The sequence below is a fragment of the Akkermansiaceae bacterium genome (genome assembly GCA_019634595.1).
Lineage (GTDB): Bacteria > Verrucomicrobiota > Verrucomicrobiia > Verrucomicrobiales > Akkermansiaceae > Luteolibacter.
Genome location: JAHCBC010000002.1, coordinates 873,306 through 889,271, shown reverse-complemented (window position 1 = coordinate 889,271; position 15,966 = coordinate 873,306). Strand labels below are relative to the sequence as shown.

At 62.2% G+C, this 15,966-nt stretch carries 13 protein-coding genes; 8 read left to right on the top strand and 5 right to left on the bottom strand.

The window, feature by feature from the left end; translation table 11 throughout:
• Positions 1 to 11 precede the first annotated feature (11 nt).
• The 3 genes from KF712_09620 to rpsO all read right to left on the bottom strand — a co-directional run bounded on the left by KF712_09620 (position 12) and on the right by rpsO (position 3,901).
• Complete coding sequence (locus tag KF712_09620) at positions 12 to 728, bottom strand: hypothetical protein (protein MBX3741236.1); 717 nt, start codon at positions 726 to 728, stop codon at positions 12 to 14.
• A 554-nt stretch (positions 729 to 1,282) separates the two neighbouring features.
• On the bottom strand, positions 1,283 to 3,442 hold the full coding sequence (locus tag KF712_09615) for a polyribonucleotide nucleotidyltransferase (protein ID MBX3741235.1): 2,160 nt from the start codon (positions 3,440 to 3,442) through the stop codon (positions 1,283 to 1,285).
• A gap of 204 nt (positions 3,443 to 3,646) precedes the next feature.
• The gene (gene rpsO, locus KF712_09610; protein MBX3741234.1) at positions 3,647 to 3,901 is read right to left on the bottom strand and encodes a 30S ribosomal protein S15; all 255 of its coding nucleotides are present in this window, start codon (positions 3,899 to 3,901) and stop codon (positions 3,647 to 3,649) included.
• Positions 3,902 to 4,059: 158 nt separating this feature from the next.
• Here rpsO and KF712_09605 point away from each other — a divergent pair, with 158 nt between their 5' ends.
• The 8 genes from KF712_09605 (at position 4,060) to KF712_09570 (ending at position 13,835) form a co-directional block, all read left to right on the top strand.
• Positions 4,060 to 5,118 carry a hypothetical protein gene (locus KF712_09605; GenBank protein ID MBX3741233.1) on the top strand — a complete coding sequence of 353 codons (1,059 nt, stop codon included), beginning with the start codon at positions 4,060 to 4,062 and terminating at the stop codon, positions 5,116 to 5,118.
• A 36-nt stretch (positions 5,119 to 5,154) separates the two neighbouring features.
• On the top strand, positions 5,155 to 6,006 hold the full coding sequence (locus KF712_09600; GenBank protein MBX3741232.1) for a hypothetical protein: 852 nt from the start codon (positions 5,155 to 5,157) through the stop codon (positions 6,004 to 6,006).
• Between the two features lie 340 nt (positions 6,007 to 6,346).
• Positions 6,347 to 6,484, top strand: a complete 138-nt coding sequence (locus tag KF712_09595) for a hypothetical protein (GenBank protein MBX3741231.1) — start codon at positions 6,347 to 6,349, stop codon at positions 6,482 to 6,484.
• A gap of 20 nt (positions 6,485 to 6,504) precedes the next feature.
• Complete coding sequence (locus KF712_09590) at positions 6,505 to 7,005, top strand: DUF1643 domain-containing protein (GenBank protein ID MBX3741230.1); 501 nt, start codon at positions 6,505 to 6,507, stop codon at positions 7,003 to 7,005.
• 36 nt (positions 7,006 to 7,041) lie between these two features.
• Positions 7,042 to 7,212 carry a hypothetical protein gene (locus tag KF712_09585; protein MBX3741229.1) on the top strand — a complete coding sequence of 57 codons (171 nt, stop codon included), beginning with the start codon at positions 7,042 to 7,044 and terminating at the stop codon, positions 7,210 to 7,212.
• A 10-nt stretch (positions 7,213 to 7,222) separates the two neighbouring features.
• The gene (locus tag KF712_09580) at positions 7,223 to 7,741 is read left to right on the top strand and encodes a hypothetical protein (protein ID MBX3741228.1); all 519 of its coding nucleotides are present in this window, start codon (positions 7,223 to 7,225) and stop codon (positions 7,739 to 7,741) included.
• 76 nt (positions 7,742 to 7,817) lie between these two features.
• A complete protein-coding gene (locus KF712_09575) occupies positions 7,818 to 13,088 on the top strand; it encodes an autotransporter-associated beta strand repeat-containing protein (GenBank protein MBX3741227.1) in 5,271 nt (1,756 codons plus the stop codon).
• A gap of 36 nt (positions 13,089 to 13,124) precedes the next feature.
• Positions 13,125 to 13,835 (top strand): DUF1275 domain-containing protein, encoded by a 711-nt coding sequence (locus KF712_09570; protein ID MBX3741226.1) that lies wholly within the window; start codon positions 13,125 to 13,127, stop codon positions 13,833 to 13,835.
• A gap of 9 nt (positions 13,836 to 13,844) precedes the next feature.
• On the opposite strand, the gene rimO is transcribed toward KF712_09570, so the two are convergent.
• Both rimO and KF712_09560 read right to left on the bottom strand, forming a co-directional pair.
• On the bottom strand, positions 13,845 to 15,248 hold the full coding sequence (gene rimO, locus KF712_09565; protein MBX3741225.1) for a 30S ribosomal protein S12 methylthiotransferase RimO: 1,404 nt from the start codon (positions 15,246 to 15,248) through the stop codon (positions 13,845 to 13,847).
• Between the two features lie 20 nt (positions 15,249 to 15,268).
• Positions 15,269 to 15,919: a hypothetical protein gene (locus KF712_09560; protein ID MBX3741224.1), complete on the bottom strand. Its 651-nt coding sequence runs from the start codon at positions 15,917 to 15,919 to the stop codon at positions 15,269 to 15,271.
• Between the last annotated feature and the right edge of the window lie 47 nt (positions 15,920 to 15,966).

Here is a 15,966-nt window from a genome sequence, read left to right as displayed (position 1 = left end):
TTTCCTGAATATCAATTCGTCTTTGCGAAAACCACCTCATTCCCCGGATTGTAGGCGGTGAAGGGAGGGGTCTGACCCTTGGTGCTGCTGCCGCGGGTGATGCTGTAGCCGACGGGGGTGATGTTCCCGCGCAGGAGGTAGTTGCTGTCGATGGTGAGCTTTCCGGTCGGTTCGCCAGCGGTCGGATTGATCTCACCGACGACGTAGAAGAAGCCGGAAGGATTGCGGTTCGGGATCGCATAGTCCTGGGAACCGGCGAGGTGGAAGACGACGGTCGTTTCCCGATAGCCGAACTTTTTCGCGGTCTCCCAGGTTTCACCATAAAGCCGGACCGGACCGCTGCTGACGCCGGGGCGGTCGCCGGTGACCTCAACCCGCTTCGGGTAGTATTGCGCCCAGTTCACCTGGAGCTTCACGTGGGAGGAAATGTTGGTGTGCGCGCCGAGGCCGCCGATCCACCATCCCTGGCGGAAGCGATTGTCCGAGGAGTTCGGATCCGGGAAGGCACCGTCGCACTGGTTGCCCAGGGTGATGCTGCCGGCGACGCCGTAGATCACGTAGTTTTCAGGACGGCCGCAATAGACACCGATGCCCTGGCCGTGGGAGTTGAGCGTGATCGGGGCGGTCATGCCGGGAGCCCAGCACTGGACGTTCGCTCCCGTGTTGCCGGAGGCGGATCCGGCGAGGGCGATGAGCAGTGTTGCCAGGCTGGCAAGGAATGATTTCATTTCGATATCGGGTGGGGGGAGTTGGGTGATCAGGTCCGGCCGGTGGGCCATTTTGATCGGTGGGTGTCGGGAGTTGTCGTCCTGACGCCCTTACTTATACTCCATTCCGGACATTCCGGCATAACGCGATGACGGTAGAAATGGGGGGTAAAATCCCCTGGATCCCGCCTCCCAAGCGGGAAAAACGCCTTTTCACCGTCGTCCGCCGGATCGCGTTCAGCACCACGCCGAACACCGCGTCCACCCCATCCCGGCACGGACGGCCATGAATCTTTTACCGCCAGAACGGCACCAGCACCGTTCCGAGGTATGTCCTGTTTCACCTGGGTTTCCCGGACGCGGGCTCCGATTGCTCCATCCACGCGCGCACGCCCGCGGTTGCCGCCACATCGTCCCCATAGACACGGACGGCGGCATCAATCACTTTTTCACGATCGTCGGGCCCCTGTGGACCTTAATGATGCGGGCAAGAAAAAGGAGAAGCCGGCACCCTTTCGGATGCCGGCTTTGGAAAGCGGAGAAGAGCCGGTCTGAAGACCGGCGCTCCCAGCGGATTATTCAGCGGCGGCGGCTTCGGCGGCCGGGGCGTTCGCCTCGGCTTCTGCGGCCTTCTGGTCGCGGAGCCAGGCACGGCGGGACATCTTCACGCGGCCCTTCTCATCGACGCCGAGGCACTTGGCGGTGACGACATCGCCCTTCTTGACGACGTCCTCGACCTTCTCGGTGCGGCCTTCGGCCAGCTCGGAGACGTGGATGAGGCCGTCCTTGCCGGGCAGCACTTCCATGAACGCGCCGAAGGCGGTGATGGAAACGACGCGGCCGGTGTAGGTCTTGCCCACCTCGATCTCCTGGAACATGCGGTCGATCATCTCCTTCGCACGGTCGAGACCCTGCTGCTTGGAAGCGTAGATGTGAACGGTGCCGTCGTCCTCGATGTTGATCTCGGCGCCGGACTCGGCCTGGATGCCCTTGATGTTCTTGCCGCCAGGTCCGATGAGCTCGCCGATGCGGTCGGCGGGGATCTTTACGGAGACGATGCGCGGTGCGTGCGGGCTGAGTTCAGCAGCGGTGGTGATGGACTCGGCCATTTTGGCGAGCACCTTGGTGCGGCCGTCCTTGGCGATCCGGATCGCCTCTTCCAGCATGCCGAGGGGCAGGCCGGGGAGCTTGAGGTCGAGCTGGTAGCCGGTGACACCTTCGCTGGTGCCGCAGAGCTTGAAGTCCATGTCGCCGTAGAAGTCTTCGGAACCGATGATGTCGAGGAGCATCTTGTGGGACTTGAGGGAGCCGTCCTCGTTGTTCTCGGTGACGAGGCCGACGGAGATACCACCAACAGGGCGGATCAGCGGGACACCGGCGTCAAGGAGGGCCATGGTGCCGGCGCAGACGGTCGCCATGGAGGTTGAGCCGTTGGACTCGGTGACTTCGGAGGAAACGCGGATCGCGTATGGGAAGTCGGCTTCGTCCGGGATGACCGGCTCGATGGAGCGCTCGGCGAGCGATCCGTGGCCGATTTCGCGGCGGTTGATGCCACCCATCCGACCGGTTTCACCGACGGAGAAGGGAGGGAAGTTGTAGTGGAGGATGAAGCGCTTCTCGGACTCACCACCGGAGTAGTTGTCGAAGTTCTGCTTCTCATCGGCCGGAGCCAGCGTGGTGATGGCGAGCGCCTGGGTCTCTCCGCGAGAGAAGATGGCGGAGCCGTGGACGCGTGGCAGGGTGCTGACTTCCCCGTAGAGGGTGCGGAGGTCGCCGATGGAGCGGCCGTCGGCGCGGACGCCCTTGTCCATGATGGAGATCCGGAAGGCTTTCTTCTGGAGGTATTCGAAGGCCTGCTCGACGTCGAAGGCGGTGGCATCCGGAGCGCGCTCCTTGATGGCGGCTTCCACTTCGTCGCGGAGGGCGCCGACTTTCTTGGCACGCTCGGTCTTGGTCGGCGCGTAGATGGCGCCTTCGATGCGGTCACCGGCGATTTCGTAGGCGATCTCGAGGAGGTTCTCCTTGGCGAGGACCGGGGTGAAGTCGCGCTTCGCCTTGCCGGCGAGACGGACGAGTTCTTCCTGGGCTTCGATAAGCTTCACGACGGCGGCCTGGGCGTGGTGCAGGGCGGCGATGAACTCGTCTTCCGGGAGTTCGTCAGCCTGGCCTTCGATCATGATGACGTCGGTCTTGTTGCCGACATAGACGAGGTCGAGGTCGCTTTCGGCGCGCTCGTCGTGGGTCGGGTTGATGACGAACTGACCATCGACGCGGCCGACGCGCACGGCACCGATGGGGCCTGCGAACGGGATGTCGGAAAGACAAAGTGCGGCGGAGGCGCCGTTCATCGAGAGAATGTCGGCGTCGTTCTCACCGTCGGCGCTGAGCAGGATGGCGATGATCTGGGTGTCGTAGAAATAACCCTTCGGGAACAGCGGGCGCAGCGGGCGGTCCGTCATCCGGCAGGTGAGGATTTCCTTTTCGGTCGGGCGGCCTTCGCGCTTGAAGTAGCCACCGGGGAAAACACCGGCTGCGGAGGCTTTCTCCTTATACTCCACGGAGAGTGGGAACCACGTCTGGCCATCCTTCACTTTGGTGGCGGAGACGGCGGTGACGAGGATGATGGTGTCACCACTGCGGACGGTAACAGCACCGTCGGCGAGTTTGGCAAGTTTGCCGGTTTCAATCGTGATCGGGTTCGAGCCGACTTGGCTCGTGATGGTATGAATACTCATTTTCGTTCTTCTTTTCTTATGCGTACGGCCCGCATGACCGGATGTCAGGCGGGCGATTTCAGGTTCCAGACGGGGTTCCGCGGCCGAAACAGTCGGCGGAGGAGGGTTTGTCTGACGATCCCCCATCCGTGACGGAAGCGGAACCGTTTTTGCAAAACAGCCACGGGATATCCCGTGGCTGCATTGCGGAGAGTGGATTTTGCCTCAGCGGCGGAGGCCCAAGCTGTCGATCAGCTTCTGGTAGCCTTCTTGGTTGTGCGCCTTGATGTAGTCGAGGTGCTTGCGGCGGACGGCGACCATTTTCAGAAGGCCACGGCGGGACGAGAAGTCCTTGGTGTGGATGTTCAGGTGGTCCGTCAGTTCGACGATGCGCTTGGTGAGGAGAGCAACTTGATATGGGGAGCTGCCGGTGTCTCCTTCGTGTTGCTTGTATTCGGCGAGGTTGATTTCTTTGGCCATGGTCTTGAAGGGTGGATCCAGCCGGAGCCAGACCGTCCTTGGTTGAGGTTGGGCGGGAAATCAAGCGGCTGCCCGGACTTTTGGCAAGGTAAAGTTTCGGCGCGCCTGCCCCCCACGCGGAGGCCGCCACCGCTTGACGCAACGGATAGGGTACAACGGTGAGCCAAATTGAATCGTTCAAGGACCGGTGGCTGGAGCGGTTCGGTCTTTCGCGGGGGCAATGGAGAAAGGAGCTTCCCGGAGCTTTGGCGGAGAGGCCCTTCTGCGACCAGAAATCAGCCAAGGAGTTGCTGAAATTCCTCTTCGGGGAACTGCCGGGACTCCTGGAAAAGGATGAGTCCCCGGAGACCCTTCGCCTCGCGGAGGCCTTCGGCTGGTGCTGTTTCGCGTTCTGGCAATGTGGCTCCGCCTTTCCATCGTTTCCGGAAAACCATGCGGGCTTTCTGCGGGGGCAGTTGGAACGCCCTCCGGCAAAACGTCTGCCCGAAGCCGGGATCGTCGCATCGATCATTCTCGGCCACTGGGAAGGTAAAACGGATGATCAAAGCTGTGGCCTCAATCGCCTCGTTCTCGACAAACCGGAGGTCGTGCGGAAATCGGAACGGCTGATCCACGATGGCCGCTTCGATGAATATCTGAAAGCTCCGGAGAAATATGAGGAATATGATGTCTGGCTGCGTGAGTCCGCTGAATTCCGCAATGACTGGGAAGCTCTCAAAAAACAATTCCGCCGCCACCTGAAGGGCCGGGACCTCTTTCATCGCACGCTCATCCCCGAACGGAATTGGGAACGGGGGGAAGGCGCGGCATTCTCAAGCCCCAAAGCACGGTTCCAGGCGCTGTTCGATCTTTTCTGCTGGAAGTACTACCTGTGGGGGATGTCAGGGGACAAGCCGCTGCTCCTGAAACCGTCCGTGGTCCTCACCCCGTTCGGCACCCAGATCTTCATTCCCGGATACATGAGCTTCGATGCGAGCCGCGACCTGCACTGGAACAAGATCAAGGCCCTTCACAACGCCCGTGGCGTGATGAGGCAAGGCCCGGGATTCTCCACCGGGAGGAATGAACTCCATGAATTGAAGATCCGGGCGAAGGAAGCGGACAAGGAGGCACGGTCCCGGAAATTGAAAGGCGAAGCACGATATGAATACATCTGCAAGCGGATTGGGTTTATCGATGAGCCGGATTACAGGAGAACGAGGAACCTTTTGAGATAACCTTCATCATCCCATATCCAACCAAATTCAAAAATCATGAAACGAAAAGATATCGAAAATATTCTTGGAAAATTCAATCAACAGAAATTCCGTGAACTTCTTGAACCGACAACGGGCGAGCAAGTCCAGATCAACGGAAACGCCTCCCAAAAAGTCCAACCCGACACATTCCTCCCTTGTGTGCCCGGAAAATGCTTCTGCGGCCTAACTTCCAAGAGCTATAAATCATCAACAGATTATCTCGATACATGCCTCGTACTGCAGACCCCCGACAATCGCGACAGCGGATTGGTTGCCGCCGGCGCGGTGATTGATTCCAATTCATCCGATGCAGACCTGCCGGTGGTTCTCGTAGTTGGCATAAATTATGGACAAGGATCATCTTATTTGAATTCCAGCATTCCAATCAGCGACGATACAAAAATGCGAGATCGACTGGGCAGAGTGATTGGCCATCTGAAAGACAACGGTTGCCCCCCTGGCCACATGGACGACGATACTGAATTCCACCTCGTGGCCGCCAATTTCTTTCCTTGGATCACCAGTCAAAGCTGGAGTAGCTTTGATTTCAATTCCATCGAAGAATCCGCTCTCATCCGCTGCTGGGGCTATAAATGTCCCATTGCCTATATCGAATCATTATTTGACGAATTTGAAGGCGCAAAAAATCTGGAAGCAATCGTCTTTCATGGAGCAAACAACGCAACATCATATTTAGGAAATTGCCTGATATCAAGATTGAGGGATACCGGAAAATTAGATAATAATTTGGAAATCATCTTTTGCGACAATCTCGCTCCTGGCTTTTCTCCAAGGATCTCCAATGGGATTAAATTGAATTGCAACATTGGAAGAAGCTCACTTGCGTGTACTGATTACGACGAATAGCATAGTGCACCCCATCCACTTTCCCCGGATGATGGGAGACTGACATTCGCAGGAATGGGAAGCATAGGATCCATGTGGAGCAAGGGACACTCAGGAGTGGCCCTCGGCAGCATGGGGCGACCTATGGGAAACGCCATTGCTCCGTGTTCCCAATGCCGCCGGTGGGCAGGAATGGGAGCGAAGCGGACATGGCGGCTCTGCCGCAATGTTCACCCTTACTGCGCCACCAGTTTGTCCACAAACTTTGTCCCGGAACGAGGAAGAGGAATCGGATAACTTCCGCTCCGTCGCCTGCCAACGGAAACAACGCTTCCGGTAACGCTGTCCAACCCGATCCTCCATGGCCCACGCAAGAAAAGACACCTTTGCAAAAACCCGCTCCTGGGCGAGGCATCTGCGCCCGAGGGGCAAGCGGATGCAGGCGAAGGCGGAGCGGGTGGCGGCGAGGAAACAGATCCAGGCCGAAAGCTCCGAATGACCATTCTCCCCCTACCCCTTATGAAAACCGCCGCACGCCATGCCAGGCCCATCACCGGGTCATCCTATATCGCCACGATTTCCCCCTGCGGGCTTTACCGCTACACGTGGTCCTACCGCTGGTCGGATGGTCCATCCTGCCTGTTCATTCTCCTGAATCCCTCGACCGCGGACCAGGATGAAACCGATCCCACGGTGCGGCGGTGCATCGCCTACGCCAAGCGCTGGGGATTCGGGGAAGTCCGCATCGGCAATCTTTTCGCCTGGCGCGACACGGATCCGGCGGAAATGAAACGCCAGCCGGATCCCATCGGCCCGGGCAACGATGCCGCGCTGAAGCGCCTGGTCCGCGGCGCGGACCTGATCTTGGCCGCCTGGGGAGCACATGGTTCCCACCTCGGGCGGGATGCGGCGGTGCGTGCGATGCTGCCGCCGATGCATGCCTTGTCCCGCAACCTCAATGGCTCTCCGGGCCACCCCCTTTACCTGCGCGGGGATCTCCGGCCTTTTCCCCTGATCTGATCCAAACAAGCCCCCAACCCTCCAACCCCATCCGTCATGTCCCACCGGTCATTTGAAATCTCCTACATCCTGACAGGCTCCTCCAACTCCGCGACCCAGAAGGCCATCATCCAGGCCACCGACACGGTGATGGCACGGAGAATCTTCGAGCAACAGAATCCCGGATGCAAAGTCGTGGCTTCACCGAAGGAAATCCGCAAACCCTAGCCCATCCATCATGACCGACCGACCATCCGCCGGACCGGACCGGGTCCGGCATCTCTATCTGGAGGTGATCCCGGAAAGAACCGCCGCGGAAGCGGGAGGTTTCGGCAAAGCCGCCACCCGCCGCCGCGGAGTGGCCGTCGCCGCGACGTTCGATGCGCATTCAGGCTTCCGAATGTTCCGCGGTGACGAATGCGCCTGTCTGGTGGTGCATTTGCAGCGGGCGGCCCAGGTGGTGGGCTACAACTGCGTGGGGTTCGATTATGAACTGATCCATGGGCGGATTCCCTTCAAACGGCCGGAAACCATCGACCTGATGCAGGTGGCCTCACAAGGCTTGGCCAGGCCGCTTTCCCTGATGCAGGCCGTGCGGCCGGCTTTGGGCGATATCCCTGTGCCATCGGTCGATGCCATTTGGGAGGCCGTGGCCGGGCGGCAGTGGAGGGAGGTTGGTATCCAGCTCCGCGAAAGGCTCCGGATTTTCGCCCTCCTGCACGCGCATCACTTTCCCGGCACACCGATGGCGGGGTGAGTGATTTCCCGTGTCACATCCCGCGGATTCGGGAAATCAGTTATTACCGGAGACACCCAGCCCCGGAAAACCCACCATGTCCCCGAGCCACCTCATCCTTGCCGCGGCCACATTTCCTGCAATCGCCGGAGCCGCCAACCTGTCCGGCATCCTCGGTCCCATCACCCCGGTCTATGAGGGAGATGAAACGGGCACGAAGTTCACGAAACCGGGCTGGTTCCCGGACGCGCAGTTCCCCCTGGTGTGGGGTGGGGCGAACGAGCCGGACACGAACCTGAGCTGGTGGATGTCCCGCCACAGCGGCGGATTCCTTCTGGACTACACCCGCAAGGACGGCCAGTGGATCCCCGGGGGGCCGGAAGATGCTCCTGACGAACGCGGCTACTGGATCCAGGATGTGTACCGGCCCGTGGACATCGACCCGACCTTGCGTGGGCAGACCGTCACCCTGGAGATCTACCCGAACGACGCCACCTACAGCACGCCATCCGCCACGGAGGAACACGTCATCGACGACAACTACCTGGTCGGATTCACCCACATCGAGGACTGGGCCGGGCGGGAGGTGAACGGCTCGCGGACGATCTACTCCATCGACAACGGGAAGACCTGGAAGAAAGGCCCGCTGCGGGCGATGAGCATCTGCGCGATCGACACCCGCACGGATCCCGCACGGCCGCGGCTGGTGAGAATCTCCCACCATTGGATCGATCATGGGAAATACAACGGCAGGAAGACCATCACCTACGACATCGCGACAGGGGTCGATGGCTATGCCATGGGCGCGCCGAACGTCGAGACCTTCACCCATGGGAACATGTACGGTGTCACCGGCATGCTGTGGAGCCGGTACCTGAACAAATGGCTGGTGATGTTCGGCTTCAACGGCAGCCACGGAAAAGATCTCCAGTTCGTGACGACGGACGCGTTCCAGACCTACTCATGGGAGCCCAGCGTCAGCATCGAAAAGAATGAGGTGCCCGGCCGGGGCGTGATCGGGGGACCGGGGGACTACCCCACGCTGCTGGGCGGCTTTCCCCACGCCTCCGCCTACCCCATGCCCTTCAACAAGGAGGTGGGGCAGCTCGGCTGGATCTACAACAAGCACAACGGCCTCAGCGGACGGGCGATCCACTTCATCGCGCCGGTGGAGAAGCGCGTCACCTGGCAGGGGGCGGACGCCTCCCGTTCCGCCACCCTCCGCATCGGATCCGCCCCCTCCTCCTTTTCCGCCATCCGCCACAAAGGCAAAGAGGTGGCGGACCTGGACGACGAGGACGGAGATGGCATCCCCAATCTGATGGAATACGCCACCGGCAGCCCGATCGGTGCCCGAAATGCGGTGCCCGGCATCCTTTCCCGGGGAGCGGAGGGATTCCATTTCACCTACACCCGTGACACGGCGGCGGCGGCATTTCCGGTGGTGGAATGGTCGGAAACGCTGCGTCCGGATGACTGGAGGACAGACCTCATTTCCGAGCAGATTCTCTCCACCTCCGGCAGCGTGGAGACCGTCCGTGCCTCTTTGCCGCAATCCGATACCACCCGCCGGTTTTTCCGCCTGCGAGCCAGCCGCATGATGGCAGCCGCGTCCCCCGGGAACGGCACGCCTTCCGCGCCGGTCGATTTCGGAAACGGGGTGACGCTCACCCTGGACCACACGGAGATCCCATCGTCCGGTGGGACCGCCACCTGGACGTTCACCCGCTCCGGGCCAATGACAGATGCACTGAACCTATCGTTCGGCGTCACAGGCAACGCTTCATTCCCCGCGGAATACCAGCTCACGGGGTCGCCATCCTTCGACGGATCGACGGGAACGCTGACCATCCCGGCGGGGCAGGCCAGCGCCAGCTTCACCACCACCGCCGCTTCCGGAGCGGGGAAAAGCATCACCGTCAGCGCCCCCGGCGCACTCCATCTGGCGGGAGCGGGCAACTGGAACCAGAGCGGGGGAGGATTTTCCGGCATCGTGGATGAGACGCACACGCTCGACTTCAACTCCACGGCAGGCGGGACGTTCCAGAACGACATCCCGGTGACCAAGCGGGTGCGCAGCATCAACTTTGGCGCGGACTCCGGGGATCACGAGATCAATGGCAACCCCATCGAACTGGAAGCGGTGAACAAGTGGCTCGCCAACGGCTACGCCATGTACGGCATCAACCAGTACTCGGCGGCCACCTCGACCTTCAACACGGACATCAACACCCGCTCCGCAGCCCTTTACCTGCGTCCGTGGCAGGCGGGAGGAAAGATCGTCATCAACGGAAAGACCGACATGCTGGGCACGGGCGGTGTGGTGGTTTCCGGGCCTGGAAACGTCGCGCTCAACGGCGACCTGGTGGACACCGGCTACCGGGACTTCTCCAGCGGCCTGCCGGAACTGGTGGCGGGAGTGAACATGGGGCGGCTCATCATGGTGGGCGACGGCACCCTTTCCCTGGCGGGTGACAACACCTTCACCGGCCGCACGGAGATCAAACATGGAACCGTCCGGGTGGAGTCGGCCGGAGCGCTCCAAAACAGCATCGTCACGCTGAAGAAGCATGACGCGCTCACGCCCGCCACCGACCTCAAGCTCGGCGGCCTGGATGGCTGGGGCAACATCGATCTGGCAGGTCATCACCTGACGCTGGGCAATCACAACCGCCCCGACTGCTACACCACGAACCACACCGGCGTGATCCGAGGGTCGGGGTCGATCACGAAGATCGACACGAACACGCAGCGTCTCGGCGTGGTCAACCTGCACACCGGAGGCACCATCCTGAAAGGAGGGATTCTGGAGATCCCGGGCAGCTCACGGACCGCCTTCGGCAGCGGGGCCATCGAGTTCGACGGTGGCACCCTCCGCGCGGCGGGCACCGTGGTGGCGGACAATCCGGTCGTCGTTTCCTCCGGCGGAGGCACGCTCGATACCGGCGGGCGCACGGTCATCTTCAACGGTGCGCTGTCCGGCTCCGGTCCGTTGTCCGTAACCGGCACCGGCTCGGTGATCCTCAATGCCCCCGGGACCTACACCGGCACGCTCTCATCTTCCGGGGAAATCCGGTCCAACGTCTCCGGCGCGTTCGGCGGCGGGGTGCTGAACGTGGGCGGGCGGATCTCACTGGGCGCGGACCAGACGGTGGGCGGACTCACGGTGGCGGCAGCCGCGCCTGTCATCGATACCGGCGCGTTCACCCTCACCGTGGACGGACCCATCCGGGTGGCGGCAGGCAAGGCGCTGGTGAAGGCCGGGGCCGGGATGCTGGACTGGAACGGCAGCGCGGCGGAATTCAACGGCGGCCTGGTGGTGAACGGAGGTACCTTCCGCACGACGGGCGGCGGAGATGTGACCCACGGCGACATCACCCTGAATGGTGGAACCCTCTCGCTGCACTCCTCCGCCACGGGCGACGCGGACTTTTCCATCGCCCGCAACCCCGGAACGAAACTCACGGTCAACGGCGCGGCCCGCCTGATCCTCGACAAGGGCACGGCGGACACGCTGACCACCACCATCGGTTCCGGGACGAACGCGGACGCCTTCGTCATCGGTGAAGGCTCGACCTTCGTTGCAACGCTGGGCCAGGACACCGTGCTGAAGCTGGATGGCCAGGCGGACACGCCGCCCGGCGCCACCTACCCACCCTCCTTCCTGCTGGCAGCGGGCGACCGCACCGGTGACTTCGCCGCCTACGGCTCCACCAGTGGCTTCAAGCCTTACACGGGCTACGTCCAGCGATCGGGCGCGTGGATGGCAGATAACGGGGAGATCCCCAACATCACCGCAGCCACCACCCTGGCAGCCGACGCGACGGTCACGGGACTCCGCGTGCAGGACACGAACAACCTGATCCTGACCAGCCGCTTGCTCAGCTTCAGCGGTGCCGATGGCAAGGCCGGCCTGATCCTCAACAACGGCTCCCTCACCGGCGGGGCGATCGATTTCGGCACGAACAAAGGCTACATCTATGCCTCCGGTCCGGATGCCACGATCACCAGCGCCATCCGCGGCAGCGCGGGCGTCATCTTCACCGGCCTGCCCGGAACAAAGGTGAGGCTCTCCGGAACGCAAACCAGCTACTCCACCCGGCTGACGGTCGCGGGCACCACGCTCGAACTGCCGAACCTGACGGTGATGGGTGAAAGCGGAACCCCGATCACGCTCGACGGGGGCGGCACGCTGGCTTTCCCGAACTCCATCAACTTCACGCGCGAACTGACCTTCGGCAGCGGCGGCGGGGGCATGGAGGTGGCGGCGGGCAAGACCGTCACCAGCAGCGGCACCTTCACCGGCTCCGGCCCGTTCCGCAAATCCGGCCCCGGCTACCTGAAGCTGAACGGCGCGGGTAGCTCCACCGGCGCGGTGGCCGTCGATGAAGGCACGCTGGAGTACATCTCCACCGCCATCCAAGGCAGCACCGGACCGATCAACGTCGCTGCGGGAGCACGCGTGAACATTTCCTACACGGCACACGGCGTGGCATTCTCCCATGATCTCCGGATCGCCGGCAACGGACCTAACGGAGAGGGTGCTCTTTCCATCGGCGGCAGCGGCAACACCGCAAGCAGCATCACCCTGACGGATGACGCGGGGATCCAGGCGCTCAACGGAGCGACTTTTGCCATGCACGGCCCCATCCTCGGCCAAGGGCATGCGCTCAACTTCAGCGGGACGGGCCGCTTCGGCATCCATGCCGCTATCGACGTGGACGGTGCGGACTTGAGCGTATCCCAGACGCCCTACCTCAGCATCAAGGCGACATCCCCGGTGACCTGCGAAAACCTCAGCACCTCGGCGGGCAGCATCTTCGAGATGGCCACGCGGAACACCCGCATCAATACCGCAACCATCGGTGGCCGCCTCTGCGGCCAGAAGGGCAGGCTGGCATCCGCAGGCGGCGTCACCATCCTTTCCGGCGGAACCCTCGCGGGAGGACTCGTTGACACACCTGACCTGCTCACCATCGACGGTGATCTCACCCTTCTCGATGGGTCCACCTATCATGCCTATGTGAAAGGCCCCGTGGGCGCGGGAAGCGATGGCGCGGGAAGCCAGCACGGCCAGGTCCTGGTGACCGGCTCAGGCGTGGTGGGCGGGACCCTGAAGCTGGTCATCGCCGCCGGATACACCCCCACCACGGGAGACGAGATTTTCGTGATGCTGCGCAACGGCGGCTCCGGCGCGTTCGACAAGGTGGTGGTCGTCGAAGGCGCCACCACCATGCCGGACCAAGCCGCCGTCCAGGACGCCGCCATCATGGTAAAAGGAAAGGTCGGTATCCTGAAATACAACCGCCACTCCAGCATCAACCTCTCCAGCCCGGCGACCGCAGCGGATATCTCGATCAAGTTCTGATGGCGGATCCGGATTCGGATTGGTTCCCGCGCGGAGATGTTCCAGAGTCTCCGCAGGATGACACCGGAGCCGAAGGCGGGATGGATTGTGTTCGGAGGATGCTGCCTCGCATTCCTGGCAGCGGCGGTGAACGCCGGATTCCTGATTGATCTTGGAACCTCGGTGAGCCACCTGACCGGAGATGTGTCCAAGGTGGCGATGCAGTCCCTGGGTGGCGATGGATGGGAGAAATCCGGAGCCCTCTATCTGGCGGTGGCGACCGTAGGATTCATCTTCGGGGCGATGGTCTCAGGCTTCTTCGTCCATCATCCGACGCTGGAAATCTCGCGCCCCTACGGCCGCACCATCACCGCCATCGGGGGGCTGCTGCTGGTTTCACACGGAACCTTCACGGGCATCCCCTGGCTCTCGGTGTTTCTGGCGAGCTGCGCCTGCGGGATGCAGAACGCGCTGGCAACCCATTACCGGGGCATGGTCCTCAGAACCACGCACGTCACCGGCCTGCTGACGGATCTGGGGACAAACCTGGGGATGCGCCTGAAGGGGCACCACATCGCGGCATGGAAACTGGGAGTTCCGGTGATGCTGCTGGGAGCGTTCTTTCTGGGAGCCTTGTTCGGCACGCTGCTCCACCTCTGGCTACCGGGGCGTTTCCTGCTGGTCCTCGGGGTGATCTACATCGCCGGAGGGATCGCCTGGACGATCCGGAAGCGGTGGGATCGTGGAGCATCCGGCGGGCTGGCCTGAAGACGGCGCTTATCTCGCCGCCACCAGGTCGTAGCCGCGCCAGTCCTTGATGGTGACGGTGGCGAACTCGCCGACGGGGATGTCCTCATCGACATGGACGGAGCCGTCGATTTCAGGAGCGTCCCATTCGGTGCGGCCGACGCCGGGTTGCTCGACCAGAACGCGGACGGTCTTGCCGACCTGTTCCTGGTTCGTTTCTCCGGCGATCTTCTGGAGCTTGGCCATGGCGCGGGACCAGCGGCTCTTGCGGGTGGCGTGGTGGAGGTGGCCGTCCATCTTGTTGGCGCGGGTGCCTTCTTCCTTGGAGTATTGGAAGACGCCGGCGCGCTCGAAGCGGAACTCCTCGATGAACTCGAGCAGTTCGTTGAAATCCTCCTCGGTCTCTCCGGGGAAGCCGACGATGAACGTCGTGCGGATGCCGAGGTTCGGGATGCCCGCGCGCATACGGCGCAGCAGGTCGCGGATGTAGTCGCCGCTGGTCACCCGCTTCATGGCGGTGAGCATGCGGTCGGAGATGTGCTGGAGCGGGATGTCCACGTATTTCGCGACCTTGTCGCATTCGGCGATGGTGGCGATCAGCTCGTCCGACCAATGGGCCGGATGGGTGTAGAGCAGGCGCACCCAGAAGTCGCCCTCGATCTTGTTGATCTCACGCAGCAGGGTGGAGAGGGATTCGCCGCGGGTGGAGTCCACCGGGGAGTTCGGCTTCGGCCGGTCGCCCTCCCACTGGTCCATGCCGAAGTAGGTGGTGTCCTGGGAGATGAGGTTGATTTCCTTCACACCGGACTTCACCAGCGCCTCGACCTCACGGACGACGCTGTCCTGGGTGCGGGAGCGGTGGCGTCCGCGGATCTGCGGGATGATGCAGAAGGTGCAGGTGTGGTTGCAGCCTTCCGCGATCTTCACATAAGCGAAGTGGTCCGGCGTGAGGCGCATCCGCGGGGTGGAGTAGTCCGGGACGTACTGCGGCTTCAACGTGACGAAGTCGCGCGGATCATCCGTGGCGGCGGGGCCTTCGTCCTTCGTGACCTCCGCGTGGTTCTGCTTTCCGAGGAGGTTCTCGATGATCGGCGCGACCTTGGTGATCTGGTCGAGACCGATGAAGGCGTCCACTTCCGGCATGATGCCGGGCAGGTCCTTCGCGAAGCGCTGGGAAAGGCAACCGGCGACGATGATCTTCTGCCGCTCCAGTTCCGGGTTGTCCTTGCGGGCGTTCACCGCGCCGAAGACGGCGTCGATGGACTCCTTCTTCGCCATGTCGATGAACGAGCAGGTGTTGACGATGAGAACATCGGCAAGCTCCGGGTCCGGAGTGAGCGCCATGCCGGCCTGCGCGAGGTGGCCGATCATGACTTCGGAATCGATGAGGTTCTTCGCGCAGCCGAGTGAAATGAGGCCAACGGTGGTGGACATGGGGAAAAGAGGGAAAATGATTACTGGGGAGGCAGGATCAGCTCGTCCCCGGGCTCGGGTTTGAAGTCACCGTAGCCTGGCATGATGTTCGCGATGCCACCTTCAACCGTGATTTCCGACACCTTGACCTGGCCGATGATCCCGGTCTTCCGGCGGATCGCCAGAACGGATCCCGTCTGGACATTCTCCGGCATCAGGACCTCGAAGATCACGAATACGCCGGATTCCGCGTCCCCGGCCAGAACCTTCACCCGGCCCATGAGAAGCGCCTCACCGATCAGGCGGGCGCGGCGGAGTTCGCTGTCGCTTTTCTCGAGATCACGCTGGCCGAGCAGTCCTTCCTCATCCTGGTTCACCTTCGCATCCCGCTCCGCCTTCGCCTTTTCCTCGGCGATGCGGGCGATTTCGGCGTCTTTGGCGGCCAGCTCGGCCTTCAGAGCCTCCCTTTCGACGGAGCTGACGGGCGGCGCGACGGGTTCGGAAGCCCGGAGTTGCTGGGCCTGCTTTTCGAGCTGCAGGCGATCCTGCTCCAGACGGAGTTCCTCCACCTGCTTCTTGAGACGGGCGATTTCATCGGAGGAGGCCTCCTTCGTCCCTTCGCGCATGCCATGCCATGACAGGCCCACCGCGCCGAGCAGAAGGGCGATCGTCGCGCCAAGGATAATTTTCATCGTGTCCATGTGCGGCACCGTGTACTGGCTGGGCGGCGGATGTCAAC

Excerpts from the sequence above, each read along its gene's own strand:
- KF712_09620 (MBX3741236.1), bottom strand. The coding sequence starts at position 728 with ATGAAATCATTCCTTGCCAGCCTGGCAACACTGCTCATCGCCCTCGCC.
- KF712_09615 (MBX3741235.1), bottom strand. The coding sequence starts at position 3,442 with ATGAGTATTCATACCATCACGAGCCAAGTCGGCTCGAACCCGATCACG.
- rpsO (MBX3741234.1), bottom strand. The coding sequence starts at position 3,901 with ATGGCCAAAGAAATCAACCTCGCCGAATACAAGCAACACGAAGGAGAC.
- KF712_09600 (MBX3741232.1), top strand. The coding sequence starts at position 5,155 with ATGAAACGAAAAGATATCGAAAATATTCTTGGAAAATTCAATCAACAG.
- KF712_09595 (MBX3741231.1), top strand. The coding sequence starts at position 6,347 with ATGGCCCACGCAAGAAAAGACACCTTTGCAAAAACCCGCTCCTGGGCG.
- KF712_09590 (MBX3741230.1), top strand. The coding sequence starts at position 6,505 with ATGAAAACCGCCGCACGCCATGCCAGGCCCATCACCGGGTCATCCTAT.
- KF712_09585 (MBX3741229.1), top strand. The coding sequence starts at position 7,042 with ATGTCCCACCGGTCATTTGAAATCTCCTACATCCTGACAGGCTCCTCC.
- KF712_09580 (MBX3741228.1), top strand. The coding sequence starts at position 7,223 with ATGACCGACCGACCATCCGCCGGACCGGACCGGGTCCGGCATCTCTAT.
- KF712_09575 (MBX3741227.1), top strand. The coding sequence starts at position 7,818 with ATGTCCCCGAGCCACCTCATCCTTGCCGCGGCCACATTTCCTGCAATC.
- KF712_09570 (MBX3741226.1), top strand. The coding sequence starts at position 13,125 with ATGTTCCAGAGTCTCCGCAGGATGACACCGGAGCCGAAGGCGGGATGG.
- rimO (MBX3741225.1), bottom strand. The coding sequence starts at position 15,248 with ATGTCCACCACCGTTGGCCTCATTTCACTCGGCTGCGCGAAGAACCTC.
- KF712_09560 (MBX3741224.1), bottom strand. The coding sequence starts at position 15,919 with ATGAAAATTATCCTTGGCGCGACGATCGCCCTTCTGCTCGGCGCGGTG.